Source organism: Paenarthrobacter sp. NPDC056912, assembly GCF_042786555.1.
GTDB lineage: Bacteria > Actinomycetota > Actinomycetes > Actinomycetales > Micrococcaceae > Arthrobacter.
The window spans coordinates 223,369-240,498 of the sequence record NZ_JBHUCD010000005.1 but is presented as its reverse complement, the minus strand read 5'-3'; the positions used below and the strand labels follow the sequence as shown (position 1 = coordinate 240,498).

Annotated in this window: 19 protein-coding genes; 10 read left to right on the top strand and 9 right to left on the bottom strand. The window is 63.8% G+C overall.

Going from position 1 to position 17,130, the window contains the following annotated elements:
• Positions 1 to 82: 82 nt before the first annotated feature.
• From ACFRJ9_RS07955 to ACFRJ9_RS07945, 3 genes are all read left to right on the top strand, one after another.
• A complete protein-coding gene (locus tag ACFRJ9_RS07955; protein WP_377666256.1) occupies positions 83 to 1,117 on the top strand; it encodes an aldo/keto reductase in 1,035 nt (344 codons plus the stop codon).
• A gap of 162 nt (positions 1,118 to 1,279) precedes the next feature.
• The gene (locus ACFRJ9_RS07950; protein ID WP_377666200.1) at positions 1,280 to 2,383 is read left to right on the top strand and encodes a sulfite oxidase; all 1,104 of its coding nucleotides are present in this window, start codon (positions 1,280 to 1,282) and stop codon (positions 2,381 to 2,383) included.
• 121 nt (positions 2,384 to 2,504) lie between these two features.
• On the top strand, positions 2,505 to 2,882 hold the full coding sequence (locus tag ACFRJ9_RS07945; protein WP_377666198.1) for an RNA-binding S4 domain-containing protein: 378 nt from the start codon (positions 2,505 to 2,507) through the stop codon (positions 2,880 to 2,882).
• 240 nt (positions 2,883 to 3,122) lie between these two features.
• On the opposite strand, the gene ACFRJ9_RS07940 is transcribed toward ACFRJ9_RS07945, so the two are convergent.
• Positions 3,123 to 3,299: a hypothetical protein gene (locus tag ACFRJ9_RS07940; RefSeq protein WP_377666196.1), complete on the bottom strand. Its 177-nt coding sequence runs from the start codon at positions 3,297 to 3,299 to the stop codon at positions 3,123 to 3,125.
• On the opposite strand from ACFRJ9_RS07940, the gene ACFRJ9_RS07935 reads away from it, so the two are divergent.
• Positions 3,283 to 3,696, top strand: a complete 414-nt coding sequence (locus tag ACFRJ9_RS07935) for a DUF6318 family protein (RefSeq protein WP_377666194.1) — start codon at positions 3,283 to 3,285, stop codon at positions 3,694 to 3,696. The genes ACFRJ9_RS07940 and ACFRJ9_RS07935 overlap by 17 nt on opposite strands.
• 50 nt (positions 3,697 to 3,746) lie before the next feature.
• On the top strand, positions 3,747 to 4,628 hold the full coding sequence (locus ACFRJ9_RS07930; protein ID WP_377666192.1) for a hypothetical protein: 882 nt from the start codon (positions 3,747 to 3,749) through the stop codon (positions 4,626 to 4,628).
• Between the two features lie 276 nt (positions 4,629 to 4,904).
• Here ACFRJ9_RS07930 and ACFRJ9_RS07925 read toward each other — a convergent pair whose 3' ends face one another.
• From ACFRJ9_RS07925 to ACFRJ9_RS07915, 3 genes are all read right to left on the bottom strand, one after another.
• On the bottom strand, positions 4,905 to 5,366 hold the full coding sequence (locus ACFRJ9_RS07925) for a DUF3817 domain-containing protein (protein WP_377666190.1): 462 nt from the start codon (positions 5,364 to 5,366) through the stop codon (positions 4,905 to 4,907).
• Positions 5,367 to 5,417: 51 nt separating this feature from the next.
• A complete protein-coding gene (locus ACFRJ9_RS07920) occupies positions 5,418 to 6,011 on the bottom strand; it encodes a hypothetical protein (protein ID WP_377666188.1) in 594 nt (197 codons plus the stop codon).
• 75 nt (positions 6,012 to 6,086) lie between these two features.
• Entirely contained in the window at positions 6,087 to 6,593 is a 507-nt protein-coding gene (locus tag ACFRJ9_RS07915; RefSeq protein ID WP_377666186.1) for a hypothetical protein, read from the bottom strand.
• A gap of 93 nt (positions 6,594 to 6,686) precedes the next feature.
• Between ACFRJ9_RS07915 and ACFRJ9_RS07910 the strand changes: the two genes are divergently transcribed.
• From ACFRJ9_RS07910 to ACFRJ9_RS07890, 5 genes are all read left to right on the top strand, one after another.
• Positions 6,687 to 7,415 carry a FadR/GntR family transcriptional regulator gene (locus ACFRJ9_RS07910; protein ID WP_377666184.1) on the top strand — a complete coding sequence of 243 codons (729 nt, stop codon included), beginning with the start codon at positions 6,687 to 6,689 and terminating at the stop codon, positions 7,413 to 7,415.
• Between the two features lie 17 nt (positions 7,416 to 7,432).
• Positions 7,433 to 8,434, top strand: coding sequence for an asparaginase (locus tag ACFRJ9_RS07905; RefSeq protein ID WP_377666254.1), 1,002 nt, complete (start codon positions 7,433 to 7,435; stop codon positions 8,432 to 8,434).
• Between the two features lie 13 nt (positions 8,435 to 8,447).
• Positions 8,448 to 9,863, top strand: coding sequence for an aspartate ammonia-lyase (locus ACFRJ9_RS07900; protein ID WP_377666182.1), 1,416 nt, complete (start codon positions 8,448 to 8,450; stop codon positions 9,861 to 9,863).
• 142 nt (positions 9,864 to 10,005) lie between these two features.
• A complete protein-coding gene (locus ACFRJ9_RS07895) occupies positions 10,006 to 11,514 on the top strand; it encodes an amino acid permease (RefSeq protein WP_377666180.1) in 1,509 nt (502 codons plus the stop codon).
• A 199-nt stretch (positions 11,515 to 11,713) separates the two neighbouring features.
• Positions 11,714 to 12,385, top strand: coding sequence for a FadR/GntR family transcriptional regulator (locus ACFRJ9_RS07890; RefSeq protein WP_377666178.1), 672 nt, complete (start codon positions 11,714 to 11,716; stop codon positions 12,383 to 12,385).
• On the opposite strand, the gene ACFRJ9_RS07885 is transcribed toward ACFRJ9_RS07890, so the two are convergent.
• From ACFRJ9_RS07885 to ACFRJ9_RS07865, 5 genes are read right to left on the bottom strand one after another with little or no spacing between them, the layout of a single operon-like run.
• A complete protein-coding gene (locus ACFRJ9_RS07885) occupies positions 12,382 to 13,242 on the bottom strand; it encodes an amidohydrolase family protein (protein ID WP_377666176.1) in 861 nt (286 codons plus the stop codon). The genes ACFRJ9_RS07890 and ACFRJ9_RS07885 overlap by 4 nt on opposite strands.
• Entirely contained in the window at positions 13,235 to 14,188 is a 954-nt protein-coding gene (locus ACFRJ9_RS07880) for an aldo/keto reductase (protein WP_377666174.1), read from the bottom strand. The genes ACFRJ9_RS07885 and ACFRJ9_RS07880 overlap by 8 nt, the downstream gene beginning before the upstream one ends.
• Positions 14,173 to 14,487 carry an L-rhamnose mutarotase gene (locus ACFRJ9_RS07875; RefSeq protein WP_377666172.1) on the bottom strand — a complete coding sequence of 105 codons (315 nt, stop codon included), beginning with the start codon at positions 14,485 to 14,487 and terminating at the stop codon, positions 14,173 to 14,175. The genes ACFRJ9_RS07880 and ACFRJ9_RS07875 overlap by 16 nt, the downstream gene beginning before the upstream one ends.
• A complete protein-coding gene (locus ACFRJ9_RS07870) occupies positions 14,480 to 15,787 on the bottom strand; it encodes an alpha-L-fucosidase (protein WP_377666170.1) in 1,308 nt (435 codons plus the stop codon). The genes ACFRJ9_RS07875 and ACFRJ9_RS07870 overlap by 8 nt, the downstream gene beginning before the upstream one ends.
• Entirely contained in the window at positions 15,784 to 17,088 is a 1,305-nt protein-coding gene (locus tag ACFRJ9_RS07865; RefSeq protein ID WP_377666168.1) for an L-fuconate dehydratase, read from the bottom strand. Before ACFRJ9_RS07865 ends, ACFRJ9_RS07870 begins: the two co-directional genes overlap by 4 nt.
• Positions 17,089 to 17,130 lie beyond the last annotated feature (42 nt).

Below are 17,130 nucleotides of genomic sequence, written 5' to 3'. Positions count from 1 at the left end.
GCCTCGATTGAACATCCCGTCCATGGCCGTTGACTCAGGCCAGGGCAGCCCCACCCGCAAAGTCCCACCACAGGAAGCCGACATGAGCCTCAACGAGCTACGAACGCTTGGACGCACTGGCGCCCTGATCAGCCCCCTCACGCTGGGCACACTCAACTTCGGCACCGGCACTGCGCCCACAGGGCCGGCCGAGAGCATACGCATCATCAAGGCTGCCCTCGACGCCGGCATCACGAGTGTGGACACCGCGGACATCTATTCCCAGGGCGAAGCTGAGACCGTGGTGGGCCAGGCGATCCACAGCAGGCGAGACGACGTCTTCCTCGCCACGAAATTCCACGGCCAGATGGGTTCCAACCCTGCCCACGCAGGCAACTCACGCCGATGGATTGTCCGGGCTGTTGAGGACAGCCTGCGGCGACTGAATACTGACAGGATCGACCTCTACCAGGCGCACCGTCCGGACTACAACACTGATCTCCTTGAGACCATCACGGCGTTGAACGACCTCATCCGCCAAGGCAAAATCCTCTACTACGGCACGTCCGTCTTCAGCCCGGCGCAGCTGGTCGAGGCACAGTGGATTGCCAACACCAACCACCTGACCCCGCCGGTGGTGGACCAGGTCCCCTATTCGCTCTTGGTGCGTGCAAACGAACGCGACGTATTCCCCATCACCCAGCAGTACGGCGTCGGCGTCTTGAGTTACGGACCGCTCGACGGCGGCTGGCTGGCCGGTGGCTACCGGGTGGGCGGCGGTCAGCCGGAGAGCTCACGGTCCGCCGCTGTCCCCGGCCGCTTCGACATCAATGCACCTTTTAACCAGGGCAAGCTGCACGCCGCGGACGCATTGGCCCAGCTGGCTGCACGCCACGGCCTGACCTTGCTCCAGTTGGCTGTGGGCTTCGCGCTGAACCACCCGGCAGTGACCAGCGTGGTGATCGGTCCGCGTACAGAGGATCACTTGACTGACTATCTGAAGGCCGCGGACGTGGTCCTCAGCGAAGCCATCCTCGACGAAATCGACGACATCGTGGCCCCGGCAGTCAACTTCCTCGAGCGCGACGCCGGCACCGTGGCACCGCACCTCGAGTACCCGGAATTACGACGCCGGTAGCCGGCTTCCGTTGTGAGGCCTACTCTGCGTTCTTTGCGCCTGTTTTAGCGCGCAGAGCGGGCCCCGCAACGAGGTATTGACGCAGGTTCGCCCCCCGCGTGATCCTTGTCCTAAGTGCTGCGGCACGCCCGCAGCGTCAGGTCCAGTAGAACGCCGCCACCCATGTCCAAACACCATGTAAAGCACGCCCCGGAGAAGACCGCCATCGCCGGTCAACCGACCAAAGGTCCACTGACCCACGAAGAGCTGCAGCTGTCCGGCCGGAACCATTCCATGCCGCTCGAGGCCCTGCACGACGACATCACGCCAGCAGGCCTGCATTACTTGCTGGTCCACTTCGACATACCCCACGTGACCGCTGAGACGTGGCGGTTGCGGTTGGGCGGGGCCTTCGGTCGCAGTCTTGAACTGAGCCTCGACGACATCAAAGCCAGGGAAGCCGTGACCCTTCCCGTCACCCTCGAATGCGCCGGCAACGGACGTTCCCTTCTCCAACCTCGCCCCCTCAGCCAGCCGTGGGTCCTGGGTGCCGTGGGCACTGCGGAGTGGACCGGGACCCCTTTGGCACCCCTGCTGGAGGAAGCGGGTTTGGCGAGTGACGCCGTCGAACTTGTCTTTACCGGTGCGGACAGCGGAATCCAAGGCGGCGTTGAGGAGCCCTATGCGCGCAGCCTGACGGTGGCGGAGGCGATGCATCCCGAGGTCATGTTGGTCTACGCGATGAACGGGAACCCCTTGCCGCTGCAGCACGGGTTCCCTTTGAGGCTTCTGGTTCCAGGCTGGTATGGCATGGCGAGCGTGAAGTGGTTGACGTCAATCGAGGCCGTCACCTCGCCGTTCATGGGCTTCCAGCAGGCAGTCGCCTACCACTATCTCCAGGGTCCTGACGGGCCTGGGCTGCCGGTGACCCATATCCGGGTGCGTTCCCTGATGGTGCCGCCCGGGATTCCCGATTTCTTCACACGGCGCCGCGTGGTGGATGCCGGTCCCGTGATGCTGCACGGGCGTGCGTGGTCAGGGCACGGAGACGTGGAACGGGTGGAAGTGGGGATCGACGGCGAATGGATGCCGGCGCACCTCGACGCGCCTTTGGGGGACTTTGCCTGGCGGTCGTGGTCCATGGTGTGGGTCGCCAGTCCGGGCGAGCACGTGCTGCGCTGCCGGGCGATGGACACGTCCGGCGCGCTGCAGCCCAGTGAGCAGGTGTGGAACTACCAGGGCATAGGGAACAACATGGCGCAGCGGGTTGAGGTGACGGTACGGTAGTTTTCCTGGCGCGGCCCGAGATCGCCGGAACGCTGTGACACCGCCGAAGCGTTCCGGCGTTTTTGGGTAGCTTCCCGCGTTCTCGCGAGGCTACGACACCCCGGCTAGACTCGTTCCAATCATGAGTATCCCGTCTTCATCCCCAGCGAACGTCCGCGTCGACGCGTGGTTGTGGGCGATCCGAGCCTACAAAACGCGCTCCGCAGCCACCGCCGCCTGCCGCGCCGGGCATATCCGCATCAACGGGAACCCGGTCAAGGCGTCCCAGAGCGTGATCATCGGCGACACCATCCGCGTACGGGAATCGGGTTGGCAACGGATCCTCGAAGTCCGGCGACTCATCGCGAAACGGGTCGGGGCAGAGGCCGCGTCCCACTGCTTCACCGACCACACTCCCCCGCGGCCCGTCGCCCCCAAACTAGGGCTACCCCAGCGTGACCGCGGCGCCGGCCGACCCACCAAGAAGGACCGCCGGGACATGGACAAACTGCGCGGGTAGGTGTTTGGCGTGTTTCAGTCGAGCTCGTATCAGCTGGATCCCTGGCCGTACTTGACGGTTATCCACAGGCGCCGCTTTCTGACATGAAACCTCCCCCCGGCCCGGCCTAGACTGACCGGCACATCACCGAACAGCTGCTGGGGAGCCTGTCATGCCACGCCTTTTGTCTGCCTCTTTCCTGTCCGCCCGCGCCCGATATGTGGGCGTTTTGGTCGCCGTCGCTGTGCTTCTGAGTAGTTGTCAGGGCGGCGCTTCTCCGGGCACCATGCCTTCCGAAACAAGCCCGACGACGGCGTCACCCACCGCGAGCTCTTCGTCACCTGTTGCTTCGGCCAGCGCACCAGCCGTGTACAAACCGGCCGACGCGAAGGGGAAGGCCCAGAACGTGCCGGTGCCCGTGATGCCCGAGTTGGCCAAGGAGAACTCGAAGGCGGGGCTGGAGGCGTTTATTGGGTACTGGTTTCAGTTGCTGAGCTACGCATACGAAACCGGTGAAACGGAGAGGGTTAAAGCCTTGTCCAGTGGGAGTTGCGCGCTTTGCACAGACCTCCTGTCAGGTGTCGCCACCAACTACACAGAAGGCCGATGGTTGGTTGGCGGGCGGTATCGGACACCCGTCATCGAGGTACTCTGGCAAGCCTCCGCGACGCCGCAGCCAGCCAAGGTTCAGGTTTTGCAGGAGGAGATCCTGTACATGAACCCCGATGGCTCAAATGGTCGCAAACCGACAGCTGCAACAAACGACGCGGCGGCCTTCTTTGGTGTATTTTCTGATGGATCTTGGTCCACGACTGATCTTGGCGTCATTAGGTGAGCGCCAAGCGTGCACGGCTTGCAGCACTCGGCGTTTTATTTGTTTCATCAATGCTCAGTTCCGTACCGTGCTGGGCTGCCACCACGCCCAGCCCCGGAACTGGCTTTAGTGATCGCTCAATACTGGTCGGCGCCGAGTTCACCATCAATCCCGACACTGGCGTGCCATCCACCACGATGGGATCGGACGCAACTATCGAGGACCCTTACCAGTACAAGCCGGACACCCTATGTCGTTCCGGCGGAGGGGGCTTGGGCTGCCAAGGCCTCCAGTGCCCGCCCAAAACACCGGGCGGCGGCGATGGCACCCCCGTCATCTGGAAACAAGCACCAAAATCCATCACCAACCCGGACTGGACCGACTACCGAGGAATAACAGGCCCCACCTGCCTCTACGACCCCCAACCCCAGAACGTCCTACCCGCCATCGCCGCCCGGATCCTCAACGACTTCCGCCAACAACCCATCAACCCAGGAACCCTCCAAGCCCAACCCTTCCCCCACACCCTCAAAGGCGGACCCACCAACTTCTACACCACCACCACCGAACAAACCTTCCAGATCACCATCCTCGGCCAAGCAGTCCACCTCACCGCCACCCCCACCAACTACACCTACACCTTCGGAGACGGCACCACCCTCGGACCAACACCAGCCGCCGGGTACCCCATCCCCCAAACCCAATGGCTCACCACCAACACCCGCACCAGCCACAACTACACCCAAACCGGCAACTACCAAGCCACCCTCACCACCACCTTCACCGGCACCTACTCCGTCAACAACGGCCCACCCCTACCCATCAACGGAACCCTGGACCTCACCACCCCACCCAAAACCATCCGAGTCTGGACAACAGAAAAAGCCCTCGTCGCCGACACCTGCCAACAAAACCCCAACTCCTGGGGCTGCCCGGGAACAGAACCCAAATAGCCAGTTGCGCGACGTACCGCCACCACCCACTTTGAGCGGAAACACCCTCGCGACACACCGCACTAACGGCGTGTCAGGGGGCTCCGGGTCGCAAAGGTGGTCGTGACCGCACAGCAAGCCGGCCACGAATCACGGCCACCAACAACCACCGGCACCACTTTTAAGAAGAAAAGCACCAGTTCCGAAGAACGGATGCTTCCCAGCGGCGGCCCCGACCGGCGTCGATCCTTACGCCTGAGCGAAGGTAGCGACCGCTGGCGGGATGCCCAATAGAACCTACGAGAACCAGGTATCCGGCGGGCCCATGAAGAGCAGGAAGCTGAACACCGCCCCTACGGCCACCAAGGTGGCAACGACGGCCAGGATCGGGTTCCGCAGTACCCAAGCCTGGGCTTTCTCAAAGCCACCCTTCGGCTTCTCTCCTCCAGCGGCCAGGCGCCATCCGCCGTCGAGGAGTCCACGACGGTCGAGCGACTTCTCCATGGGGATGGTGGCGTAGGGAATCACGGCAGAAGCAATGGCCAGCAGGCCCGTGCGTGCCGGCCACTTCTGGTTGATCCACGTGAACGCGGCGGTCGCGGCGTAGCAGAGGAACACGAAGCCATGGATGCCGCCGGCGATACTCACACCTACGTCGGTGGTGCGCGTGACGTACTTAAGGAACAGCCCGATCAACAGGAGGGTCCACGTCACGGCTTCGGCGAAGGCTACGGTTCGAAACAAAGTGCGGGGCTGCATGGAAGTCCTCGGGTGGGATACGGGAGTCACGTCCAATTTACCGTGGCGGCGTCACAACGTAGGAAGCGTCTGCCGGTTCCTGATTCGGGAGTCCCCGAACTCGATGGCCACCGGTGCTATTTCCATCGGTGGTTCGTGCCGCGTCCTGGTTTTGCCGACGGCGATGTGTGGCACCCACCGTGGCGACCTGTAACCCAGAGCGGGAGAGCTCAGGATGAAGTCGTCAAGATTATCCAGGCCCAAACCGTCCAGGACGACATGGAGTCCCTGCAGCAGCAGGGTTTGGTAGTCATGCACTTCTTGCGGCACATCGACCTCCAGACCGCTGATGCGTCCGCCGCCAAGGGGTATCAGTCTGTCGGACTTCCCCAGGAACCCTTCCAACACGGGCAGTTCCGTGAGCCAGGCAACGAGCTCGGGCAGTGCCTCGACCGCAAGGGTGTTCCCTTTGGTCCAGGCCTCGATGTCGCGGCCGAGGTGGTCCAAGATGCCGATATGCAGCAGGGTCATGTGCAAACCCTGCGGCTTGCGGAGAGAGTCAACATAGCGGTTCAGTCCCTCGTACTCGGAAGTCCCCATGCCAACGCCAATGACCGGCACTTCAAGTGTGATGCGGGGTCCCTGAGTGTCTCGTCCGGTCCTCATGGTCGCCATTATGCGCCGGATGGGAAGCGGACGGCAGGCCGACGACGCAACTCATCTGCCGCCGTCGTGCACTCGCTACTTCTTGGTGCGGGCCTGAACCAGGTTCGCGAACGGAAGCCGCCCGAAAGCCGCCAGGAAGTCAGCGTGGTAGGCGGCTTCGGCCGCGTTGACCTCGAACGCCGGGAGTTCCTTCCAGGCGACCACCAAGTCCAGGGCGTCGCGGAGCTGCCAAATGAGCCGGGCGTCCCAGACGACAGTGGGGCGTCCGCGGCCGTAGTCCATGAACTCCTGGAGCTGCTTGCGGAGCCCGCGGTTGCCCTGGCTGCCGGCGCTGGCTTTGCCGATATACAACACTGAAGCGTCGGCAACCCATTCGGCCTCCAATGCTTCCCGCTTCAGTGATGGGTCCTTCTTCTTGAACGTGCCGGCGGCGCTCTTAGTAAGGAATACGGGTTCGAAATCAGCGGGGCGAAGGATTGTGAAGATGCCCGGCCCTTGGGGGACCCGCATGGGGTCGAGTTCGTCGAGCGGCCGGAATCCGGTGAACCCATCCAAGGTGAGCGACTTTTTGGTGAAGAGCATGGTCCATTCTGCTGGAACCCTCGGCGGGCCCCAACCCTGAAGCAAGCCTTTCAGCGTTGACATGCCCCTGTGACCCGTGCCATATTCAAAGGTGTGAACCTGTCAGACAGCCGGACAGCCGGACAGCCCGAAGTTCAGGGGCATCCCGCTACTCCTACGCCCATTTCGCGCATTTCCGCAGCTGAGGCGGTCTTTGCGGCCCTCCGGCGAGCCATTGAGGGCGGGCAATTCGACATCGGCACCAAGCTCAGCTCCGAGGCAACACTGGCGGCACAATACGGCGTAAGTCGCTCAGTCATCAGGGAAGCGCTCAGGTCTTGCAACACCCTGGGCCTCACCATGACCAAAACCGGCAAGGGCACGTTCGTTGTGGCCAACAAGGTTGCTAACGACCTTACCTTGGGTCAGTACAGTGCGCGGGATCTCAACGAAGCACGTCCGCACATCGAGATCCCGGCGGCCGGCCTCGCCGCCCAAAGAAGGACGGAGGAAGAACTTGAGCACATCAAGGAAATCGTCCAGGAAATGCTTGACGAGAACGATCCCGAAGCCTGGGTGAACCTCGACGCCAGCTTCCACTCCGCCGTCGCCCGCGCCAGCGGAAACCGCGTGTTCGCCAGCGTTGTCTCGGATATCCGCGACGCCTTGGCCCACCAATCCGAGACCCTGAACCTCGTAGCCGACCGGCAACACCGCTCGGACGATGAACACGTCGCCGTCCTGGAAGCGATTGAAGCAGGCGATTCCGACGCCGCAAGGAAAGCGATGGCCGACCACCTCCTGGCCGTCAGCGTTGCCTTGGACACGATCCTCAGCAAATGACCCGCCCAAAGGACACCATGCCTGCCCCCGCAGCACCGGCACACGAAACCCCAACACGAACGCCACACCACGTCCCCCTCGTCGAGGTGACGCGCGACGGCCTCGTGGAAAGCATCCACTACGGATCGTTGATCGCCCTGCGGAGCAACGGCGCCACCCCGATACAGGCCGGCGAGCCGGAAGCCCCGATGTACCCGCGCTCAAGCCTGAAGCCCCTGCAGGCAGTTGCGCTCCTCAAAGCTGGCCTGGATGTCCCCCAAGAACTCCTTGCCCTCACCGCTGCCAGCCACTCCGGCAGCAAACGGCACCGGGACGGCGCGGCTGAAATACTGAAGCAGCATGGACTCACCGAAGCTGCGCTCGGCAACAGCACGGACCTCCCGTACGGCGTCCCTGAACGCGAAGAATGGCTCCGTGCCGGCAACGGCCCCACTCAGATCGCGCAGAACTGTTCCGGCAAGCATGCCTCCATGACCGCCGTCTGCGTCGTCAACGGCTGGCCTGTGGAGGGCTACTTGCACCCCGAGCACCCGCTGCAGGTCCTGGTCCGCGACACCATCACGGACCTGACCGGCGAGGAAGCCGCGGCAGTCAGCACCGACGGCTGCGGGACGCCGCTTTTCGCGCACTCCCTGCACGGGATGGCGCGCGCCTACGGCCGCCTCGCTGCCGCTGACGAAGGCACCAACGAGGGCAAAGTTGCCCACGCCATGCGCCGCTTCCCGGAAATGGTGGCCGGCGAAGGCCGCGACGTCACCGCCCTGATGCGGGCCGTTCCGGGCCTGCTCGCGAAAGATGGCTTTGAGGGCCTCCAGTTGGTCGGCCTCCCCGATGGCACCGGGCTGGCAGTGAAGATTTCCGACGGCGGCGATCGCGGCCGCATGCCCGTCACGGTTGAGGTCCTGCGCCAGTTGGGCGTCGACGGCGGCAGCCTGGACACGCTGCAGAGCCCGCCCGTGCTGGGCGGCGGCCTTCCGGTCGGTGTGCTCCGCGCGGCCCCTTTTTTCACCACGAACTAAACCAAGGACAGCTATGACCACCGTTGATCAGGCAATCCCCCTCCGTTCCGAACACGACCTCCTGGGCGACCGCGACGTCCCCGCGGATGCCTACTGGGGCGTCCACACCCTCCGCGCAATGGAGAACTTCCCCATCACCGGGCAACCTCTCTCCACCAACAGGCACCTGGTCAGGGGACTCGCGGCCGTCAAGCAAGCAGCCGCACGCACGAACCACGAACTCGGGCTCCTGGACGCCGAGCGAGCAGGAGCCATCGAGCAGGCCTGCCAGGACATCATGGACGGCATGCTGCTCGACCAGTTCATGGTGGACGTGATCCAGGGCGGCGCGGGCACCAGCTCCAACATGAACGCCAACGAGGTCATCGCCAACCGTGCACTGGAAATCCTGGGCCACCCCAAGGGCGACTACGCGAAGCTGCACCCGAATGACCACGTCAACCTGAGCCAGTCCACCAACGACGTCTACCCGACGGCGGTTAACCTCGCCACGATCTTCTCGGTGAAGGAACTGCTCCTTGCCTTGGAAGAGCTCGAGCTGGCGTTCGCCGAGAAGGGCCGCGAGTTCCGCACGGTGGTAAAGATGGGCCGCACCCAGCTGCAGGACGCTGTTCCCATGACGCTGGGCCAGGAGTTCGGCGGCTACGCCGTCACCATCGGCGAGGACCGGGCACGCCTGGACGAGTCCCACATGCTGATCCACGAGATCAACCTGGGTGCCACGGCGATCGGCACTGGACTGAACGCTCCGGCGGGATATGCCGAGGCTGCGTGCCGACACTTGGCTGACATCACCGGCCTTCCACTCCTCACGGCCGTAGACCTCATTGAGGCCACCCAGGATGTCGGCGCTTTCGTGCACCTGTCGGGTGTGCTCAAGCGCGTTGCCGTGAAGCTCTCCAAGATTTGCAACGACCTCCGCCTGCTGTCCTCCGGACCGCGTGCGGGACTGGGCGAGATCAACCTTCCGGCAGTTCAGTCCGGATCGTCGATCATGCCCGGAAAGATCAACCCGGTGATCCCGGAAGTGGTCAGCCAGGTGGCGTACGAAGTCATCGGAAACGATGTCACCGTCACCATGGCCGCGGAGGCGGGCCAGCTTCAGCTGAACGCTTTCGAACCGATCATTGTGCACAGCCTGCACAAGAGCATCTCCCACCTGGAAGCAGCGTGCCGCACCCTTACGGCACGCTGCGTCCGGGGCATCACCGCAAACACCGAACGGCTACGGCTTACCGTGGAGCAGTCGATCGGTCTCGTCACGGCATTGAACCCCCATATCGGTTATGCCTCCGCCACCGCTATCGCCCAGGAGGCGCTGGCAACGGGCAAGGGCGTGGCGGAACTTGTTCTGGAGCATGGCCTGCTGACGGCAGCCCAGCTCGAAGAACTGCTCTCCCCCGAACGTCTGGCGAATCTGAGCAAATAGGCCGAAACTGGCCACAAAGCCCGCGGCTTGAGTCAGCCGCCCCCGCCCGATGAGGCATTACCCCACGAGGCGCTGTTCGGCGAGCCCGGAACCCGACCGGGATCGCTCAGGACACACCAACAGGACACCCCTAAGGATTCCAATGACCAATCCCATCACGGACCACACGGTCCCGGCCCAATCGCACGCCAGCGAGAAAGCCCTCCACAAGGAGGACGCCGGCTACCACAAGGACCTCAAACCCCGCCAGATCCAGATGATCGCAATCGGCGGCGCCATCGGCACCGGCCTGTTCCTGGGCGCCGGCGGCCGGCTCAACGCGGCTGGTCCCTCCCTCGTTATCGCCTACGCAGTCTGTGGCTTCTTCGCTTTCCTGATCCTCCGCGCCCTCGGTGAACTTGTTCTGCACCGCCCGTCGTCGGGATCGTTCGTCTCCTACGCCCGTGAGTTCTACGGCGAAAAGGCTGCCTTCGTCTCTGGCTGGTTCTACTGGATCAACTGGGCCACTACCACCATCGTGGACATCACCGCGGTGGCTCTTTACATGAACTTTTTCGGCAAATACATCGCCTGGATGGGCGCCGTTCCGCAGTGGGCCTGGGCCCTCATCGCCTTGGTGGTTGTCCTCTGCCTCAACCTGGTCTCCGTCAAGGTCTTCGGCGAAATGGAGTTCTGGTTCGCGCTGATCAAGGTGGCCGCCCTGGTGGCCTTCCTCCTCGTCGGCACCTACTTCGTCATCTTCGGTACCCCGGTGGATGGCCAGGAAGTCGGTTTCAGCCTCATCTCGGACAATGGCGGCGTCTTCCCGAACGGCATCCTGCCCATGATCATCCTCATGCAGGGTGTGCTGTTCGCTTACGCCTCGATCGAGCTCGTGGGAACCGCTGCGGGTGAAACCGCCAACCCGGAGAAGATCATGCCCAAGGCCATCAACTCCGTGGTCTTCCGCATCGCCGTCTTCTACGTTGGCTCGGTCATCCTCTTGGCCTTGCTGCTCCCGTACACCTCCTACGAAAAGGGTGTCAGCCCGTTCGTGACCTTCTTCGGCTCCATCGGCGTCGAAGGCGTTGATGTGATCATGAACCTCGTGGTCCTCACCGCGGCGCTTTCGTCCTTGAACGCGGGCCTCTACTCCACGGGCCGTATTCTCCGCTCCATGTCCGTGGCGGGTTCCGCGCCGAAGTTTGCCCAGCGCATGAACAAGGCCGGCGTCCCTTATGGTGGCATCGCCATCACTGCGGGCGTGTCCCTGCTGGGCGTCCCCCTGAACTACCTGGTTCCGTCCGATGCCTTCGAGATCGTTCTGAACGTAGCTTCCGTGGGCATCATCGTCACGTGGGCAACCATCGTCCTGTGTCAGATGCAGCTCAAGCGATGGTCCGACAGGGGCTGGCTGAAACGTCCTTCGTTCCGGTTGTTCGGGGCGCCCTACACCGGCTGGCTATCCTTGGTCTTCCTTTTGGGCGTCCTGATCATGGTGTTCATCGAGTCCCCGCTCACCATGCTGGTCACCGCGGTTGCCTGCGGACTCATGGTCTGGGGCTGGTTCTTGTGCCGCAAGCAGATCCATGAGCTGGCGGCCACCCGCGATGGTTACACCGGCAGCGCGCCGGTGATCGCCAACCGCCCGCTCCCGGGCGGCGACAAGTAACAGCAGTTCCGCTAAGTGCCCGACGGCGGCACCCGGGTTCCGTAACAACGGGACGTGGGTGCCGCCGTCGTTGGTTAACGCCCCCAACTGGGTAACAGCACATGTCCCGATGACCGCTCAGTCGAGCATGTGCTGTCACTTACTTGGGTGAGGACGCGCCACAAACAGACATCAGATCATTCCCGACTACTATTGGTCCATGGCTGTCACAGACGAGGCGATCAGCAAGATCAAAGACATGCTGATCCGCGGAGAACTCAAGGCCGGCGATCGACTTCCGCCGGAAAAAGAACTGAGCGAGCGGCTCGGACTTTCGCGGAGTTCGCTGCGCGAGGCTGTGAAAGCCCTCGAACTGATCCGTGTGCTGGATGTCCGCCGCGGCGATGGAACGTATGTGACCAGCCTCGACGCGAAGCTCCTCAACGAGGCCGTGGCGTTCGTAGTGGACCTGCACCAGGACCGTTCCATCCTTGAACTCTTTGAGGTCCGACGAATCCTGGAGCCAGCCACGGCACACCTGGCCGCCGGCAAGATCACGGCCGATGAACTCCTTGCCCTTCGGAGCACCATGGACGGCATCGACGAGAACACCGACGTTGAAGAGTTGGTGGCCCACGACCTCGAATTCCACAGCATCATCACCGAAGCCGCCGGAAACGACTACCTCGGCAGCCTGCTCGAAGCCCTCTCCAGCAGCACGGTGCGTGCACGGATCTGGCGTGGCCTGACGCAGGAAAAGGCAGTGGCGCACACCTTGGCTGAGCACCGCGCGATCGCGGATGCGTTGGAAAGGGGCGACGCCGAACTGGTGCGCGCCCTGGTGACCGTGCACATCAGCGGTGTGGAGAACTGGCTGCGGCAGGCGCTCTAGGCAGGCCTGCCAGCCAGCCCGTAAGTGCGGCTCGCTGTCCTCTCCAGTATCTGGTCCTGCTCCGGAAGCGTTAATGAGGACACCAGTTCCAACAGCACATCCAGCGTCCGTCCATAAGGCGCTCCCAAGGTACTGACCGGCCAATCACTGCCGATCATCAGGCGCTCCGGGCCGAAGACCGCCAAGGCCTCGTCAAACAACGGCCGCAAAGCATGGACGGTGTACTCGGCGGCAGGCAGGTGCAAACCGGAGAGCTTGGCCACCGTGTTCGGTTCTCGGCCCAACGACCGGAAGTCTTCACGCCAAGAGTCCATTGCGTCGGAATCACCGAGCGGCGGTTTTCCCAAGTGGTCAAGCACTACGGTCAGTTCAGGGATTTCGCGGGCGAGCCGAACGGCTGCACCCAGATGCCGCGGGAAGGCGTCAGGTACGTCGAAGGCAAGGCCGCGTTGGGCGACGAGCGCCAAGGACTCACGCACAGAAGGAAGCGAAAGGAAGTCGTTGCGCGGATCGTCATGGACCAGATGCCGCACACCGCAGAAAATGGGATCGGCGGCGAACCGGTCGAGCTGATCCGCAGCTTGAGCAGGCGTGTCCAGCCTGACCCACCCCACGACGCCGAGCACCCAGGGATTGCGCGCAGCGACCGCGAGCATGCTTTCAGTGTCTGCAACGGTATCGTCGGCCTGCACCAGAACCGCACCGCCAACCCCTTCCGATGACAACGCTTCCCGCGCTTCGTCTTCCCCGAAGCTGCGGAAGAGCGCACCATGCTGCGGCCCGAGCCACGCATACGGCCGGACACCGCCGGTCACGAAGGACTCAAGTTGCCACAGATGCAAGTGCGCGTCAATCACGTCGGGCAGCCTCCAAGGCGTCCCACAGCTCCTCGGGAACGGTCTCGGCCATTCGTGCAGCATTCGCGGCGACGTGCTCAGGGCGGCCCGCCCCTACTGTCACGTTCACCACAGCCGGATGCCGCAGACCGAACTGGAGTGCCGCCGTCGGAAGTTCAACCCCGAATTCGCGGCAGACAGCCGCCAACCGCCGCGCCCGCGACACCAGGTTCTGCGGCGCGCGTTCGTAGTTGTAGTGCGCGTCGTCGGGAACGTCGGGACGGGCCAGCAGCCCCGAGTTGAAGACACCGACGTTCACGACGCCGGTGCGGAGCGCCAGGCAGCGGTCCAGGAGGGGGACGTCGGGCTGCTCCAGCAGCGTATACCGGCCGGCGAGCATGACGAGGTCGAGGTCCGCCTCTTCAGCGCAAACCAGTGCTGCCTCGGCAGAGTTGGTTCCGACACCGATGGCCCTGACCAGGCCTTCGTCCCGCAGCTTCTCCAAGGCGGGCAGGGCGTGGGCTATTCCGGACTGGAGGTCGTGGACGTCGGGGTCGTGGAGGTAAGCGATGTCCACATGGTCCAGGCCCAGCCGTTCCAGGGATTCCTCGATGCTGCGCCGCACGCCTGACTCGGAGAAGTCCCAGACCCGTCGGCTGGTGGCAGGGACATCGAAGCCCTCTTTGTCGGTACCGGAGCCTTCCGGATGAGGTTCCAGGAGCCGGCCAACCTTGGTGGAGACAGTGAATTCGTCCCTGGGCCGGACCGCCAAGGCGGCACCGAGTCGTCGCTCGGACAAGCCCAGACCGTAGTGCGGCGCAGTGTCGAAGTAGCGGATGCCAGCGTCCCAGGCGGCATCCACGGTGGCCAGCGCCTGGGCGTCCGGGATGGCCCGGTACAGGTTCCCGATGCCGGCGGCGCCGAAGCCCAGGGCGCCCAACGGCAGTGCGTTCACGGCAGCTCCCATACCTGCGGGATGCCCGCGTCGTTGCCTGAGTAGTCGTCCTGGACATCCAGCAGTTCCGCCATGCGTGCCTGCCACGGGACATTGGCTGGGTGCTCGGCGAGCGCATGCCGCATGGCCTGGTAGTCGTCCACATCCACTACATGGAAGAGGTCCAGTCCGCTCCGCCAGATCCGCCAGTTCCGCACCCCGGCTTCCTTCAGGGCGGCTACGAGCTCGGCCGGAATGCCGGCGTGCGCGTCGGCATACTCTTGCTCGGTGCCCGGCTTGAGCCGTGTGTGGAGGGCGATGCTCTCAGTCATTGACGGCCTCGGGTTTCAGGAACAACTCCAGTACGGGCACGGCGACGTCGGGCCGCTGGACGGGGAGTTTGATGGTCAACGTTCCGGCGGGCTGGCCGCCGGGCGTCATGTTCATGGCCTGCTGGTCCGGGTCTACCTCTTTGAGGAACACCTCTGATGCGTCGTTGAGCAGCTGGGCATACGCCACTTTTCCGGCGAGGTCGGGGAGATGGACGTACTCGAACGGCCACGCCATCAGGTGCACGTACAACCTGTCCCCGCGCTGGGTGTAGCGGGCGTCCGGCGGTGCAGTGAACTGTGAGGGCCCGGCCCCGTAGATGGAGCGGGAGTGCAGCTTCATCCACTCGCCGATGCCTTCCAGGGACGCCAGCGCCCGGGGATCGATGGTGCCCCTGCCTGTGGGGCCGATGTTGAGCAGCAGGTTGCCGCCTTTGGACACACCATCCACCAGCATGCGGATGAGCAGGTCCACGGACTTGTAGTTCAGGTTGTCCCGGTCGTAGCCCCAGGAGCCGTTGAGGGTCTGGCAGGCCTCCCAGGCGACTGGAACGCCGTCGATCATCATCGGGCCGGCAGGCTGGTACTGCTCCGGTGTGACAAAGTCTCCCGGGATATCCAGCCTGTCGTTGACCACGATGCCGGGCTGCAGTTCGCGGACCATGGCGAGCAGCTTTTCCGAGCCCCAGTCCTCGCGACCCTTGCCGCCCCAGAACTCTTCCTGCCCGTTGTCCCCGAGACCGGCTCCAGCGTAGGAGAAATCGAAGAACAGGTAGTCGATGGTGCCGTAATTGCTCAGGAGTTCCCGCACTTGGCCATGCAGGTACTCGCGGTAGCGGGCCATGTCGCGTCCGGCGTTCAAGCTTTCGACGTCGGCCGCGTTGCGTTGCGGGTGCACACCGTCAACCGTGAAGTCGGGGTGGTGCCAGTCGATGAGCGAGTGGTAAAAACCTACCTTCAGTCCTTCGGCCCGGAGCGCGTCCGCATAGGGCTGGATCAGGTCCCGTCCGGCCGGAGTGTTGGTGGCTTTGTAGTCCGTCAGCCCCGAATCCCACAGGCAGAAGCCGTCGTGGTGCTTGGTGGTGAGGACCACGTACTTCATCCCGGCTTCCCGGGCGGCGCGTGCCCACTCGCGGGGATCGTAGAGATCGGGATCGAAACGCCGGAAATACTCGGAGTAGTCCTCCACAGTGATCTCTTCCCGGTTCATCACCCACTCATGACGGGCCGGCAAAGCGTAGAGTCCCCAGTGCACGAACATGCCAAAGCGTGCCTCTTCGAACCAAGGTGCGTGCTGAATCAACGGGCTTCCTTCCATACCGGGCCGTCCGGAAAGCTGTACGCGGCCAGTGTTTCACGGAGCATTTCGTTTCCGGCGCCGGGGGCCGACGGCGGCCAGTAGGCGCCGCTGTGGACAACCACGGGTGTGATGAAGTGTTCATGCAGGTGGTCCACGAACTCAATGGTCCGCCCTTCCTTGTTCCCTGACACAGCAACGAAGTCGAACATGGACAAGTGCTGCACAGCCTCGCAGAGACCAACCCCGCCTGCGTGCGGGCAGACCGGCACGCCGAACTTGGCAGCAAGCAGGAGGATGGCGATGTTCTCGTTCACCCCGGCTACACGGGCGGCATCTATCTGCAGGACCTGGAGTGAACCTGCTTGGAGCATCTGCTTGAACACCACCCGGTTCTGGACGTGCTCCCCGGTGGCCACGGGAATCGGAGCCACACCCCGTGCAATGGCGGCATGGCCCAGGATGTCGTCCGGGCTGGTGGGCTCCTCGATCCAGGCGATGTCGTACGGTGCCAGGTGGGCCATCCAGTCGATGGCGTCCTGGACATCCCAGCGCTGGTTGGCGTCCACAGCGATCTTGATGTCCGGCCCCACTGCTTCACGGGCGGCGCGGACGCGGCGGATGTCGTCCTCCAGGGACGCCCCCACCTTCAACTTGATCTGCGCAAATCCGTCAGCCACGGCTTCCTTGGCCAAGCGTGACAGTTTCTCGTCGCTGTATCCCAGCCAGCCCGGCGTCGTGGTGTACGCGGGGTAGCCCTCTGCGCGGAGGGCTGCCGTGCGCGCTTCCCGGCCCGGCTCGGCCGCGCGAAGGATGGACAGTGCTTCGTCGGGCGTGAGGGCGTCGGTGAGGTAGCGGAAGTCTACGAGCGCTACCAGTTCCTCCGGGGACATTCCGGCCAGCAGTTCCCACAAGGGCAGGCCGGCTCGCTTGGCTTTCAGGTCCCAGAGTGCATTCACCACGGCGCCGATGGCCATGTGCATGACGCCCTTCTCCGGTCCGAGCCAGCGGAGCTGGGAATCGTGGGCCAGGAGCTTCCACGTGGCTCCCATGTCCGCGAGGAGTTCCTCAACGGAGCGGCCGATGATGTGCCCGCGCAGGGCATCGAGCGCGGCCGTTTCCACTTCATTGCCGCGGCCGATGGTGAAGACGAAGCCGTGGCCCTCGTGGCCGTCACCGGCGTCCGTGCCGATGATGAGGTAAGCGGCTGAGTAGTCGGGGTCCGGGTTCATGGCGTCCGAGCCATCGAGTTCCAAGGACGTAGGGAAGCGGATATCGAAGGTATCCACTGCTGTAATGATGCTCATGGGGGCTCCTGGCTTGCGTCACGATTCTTCACTGAGCCTAAA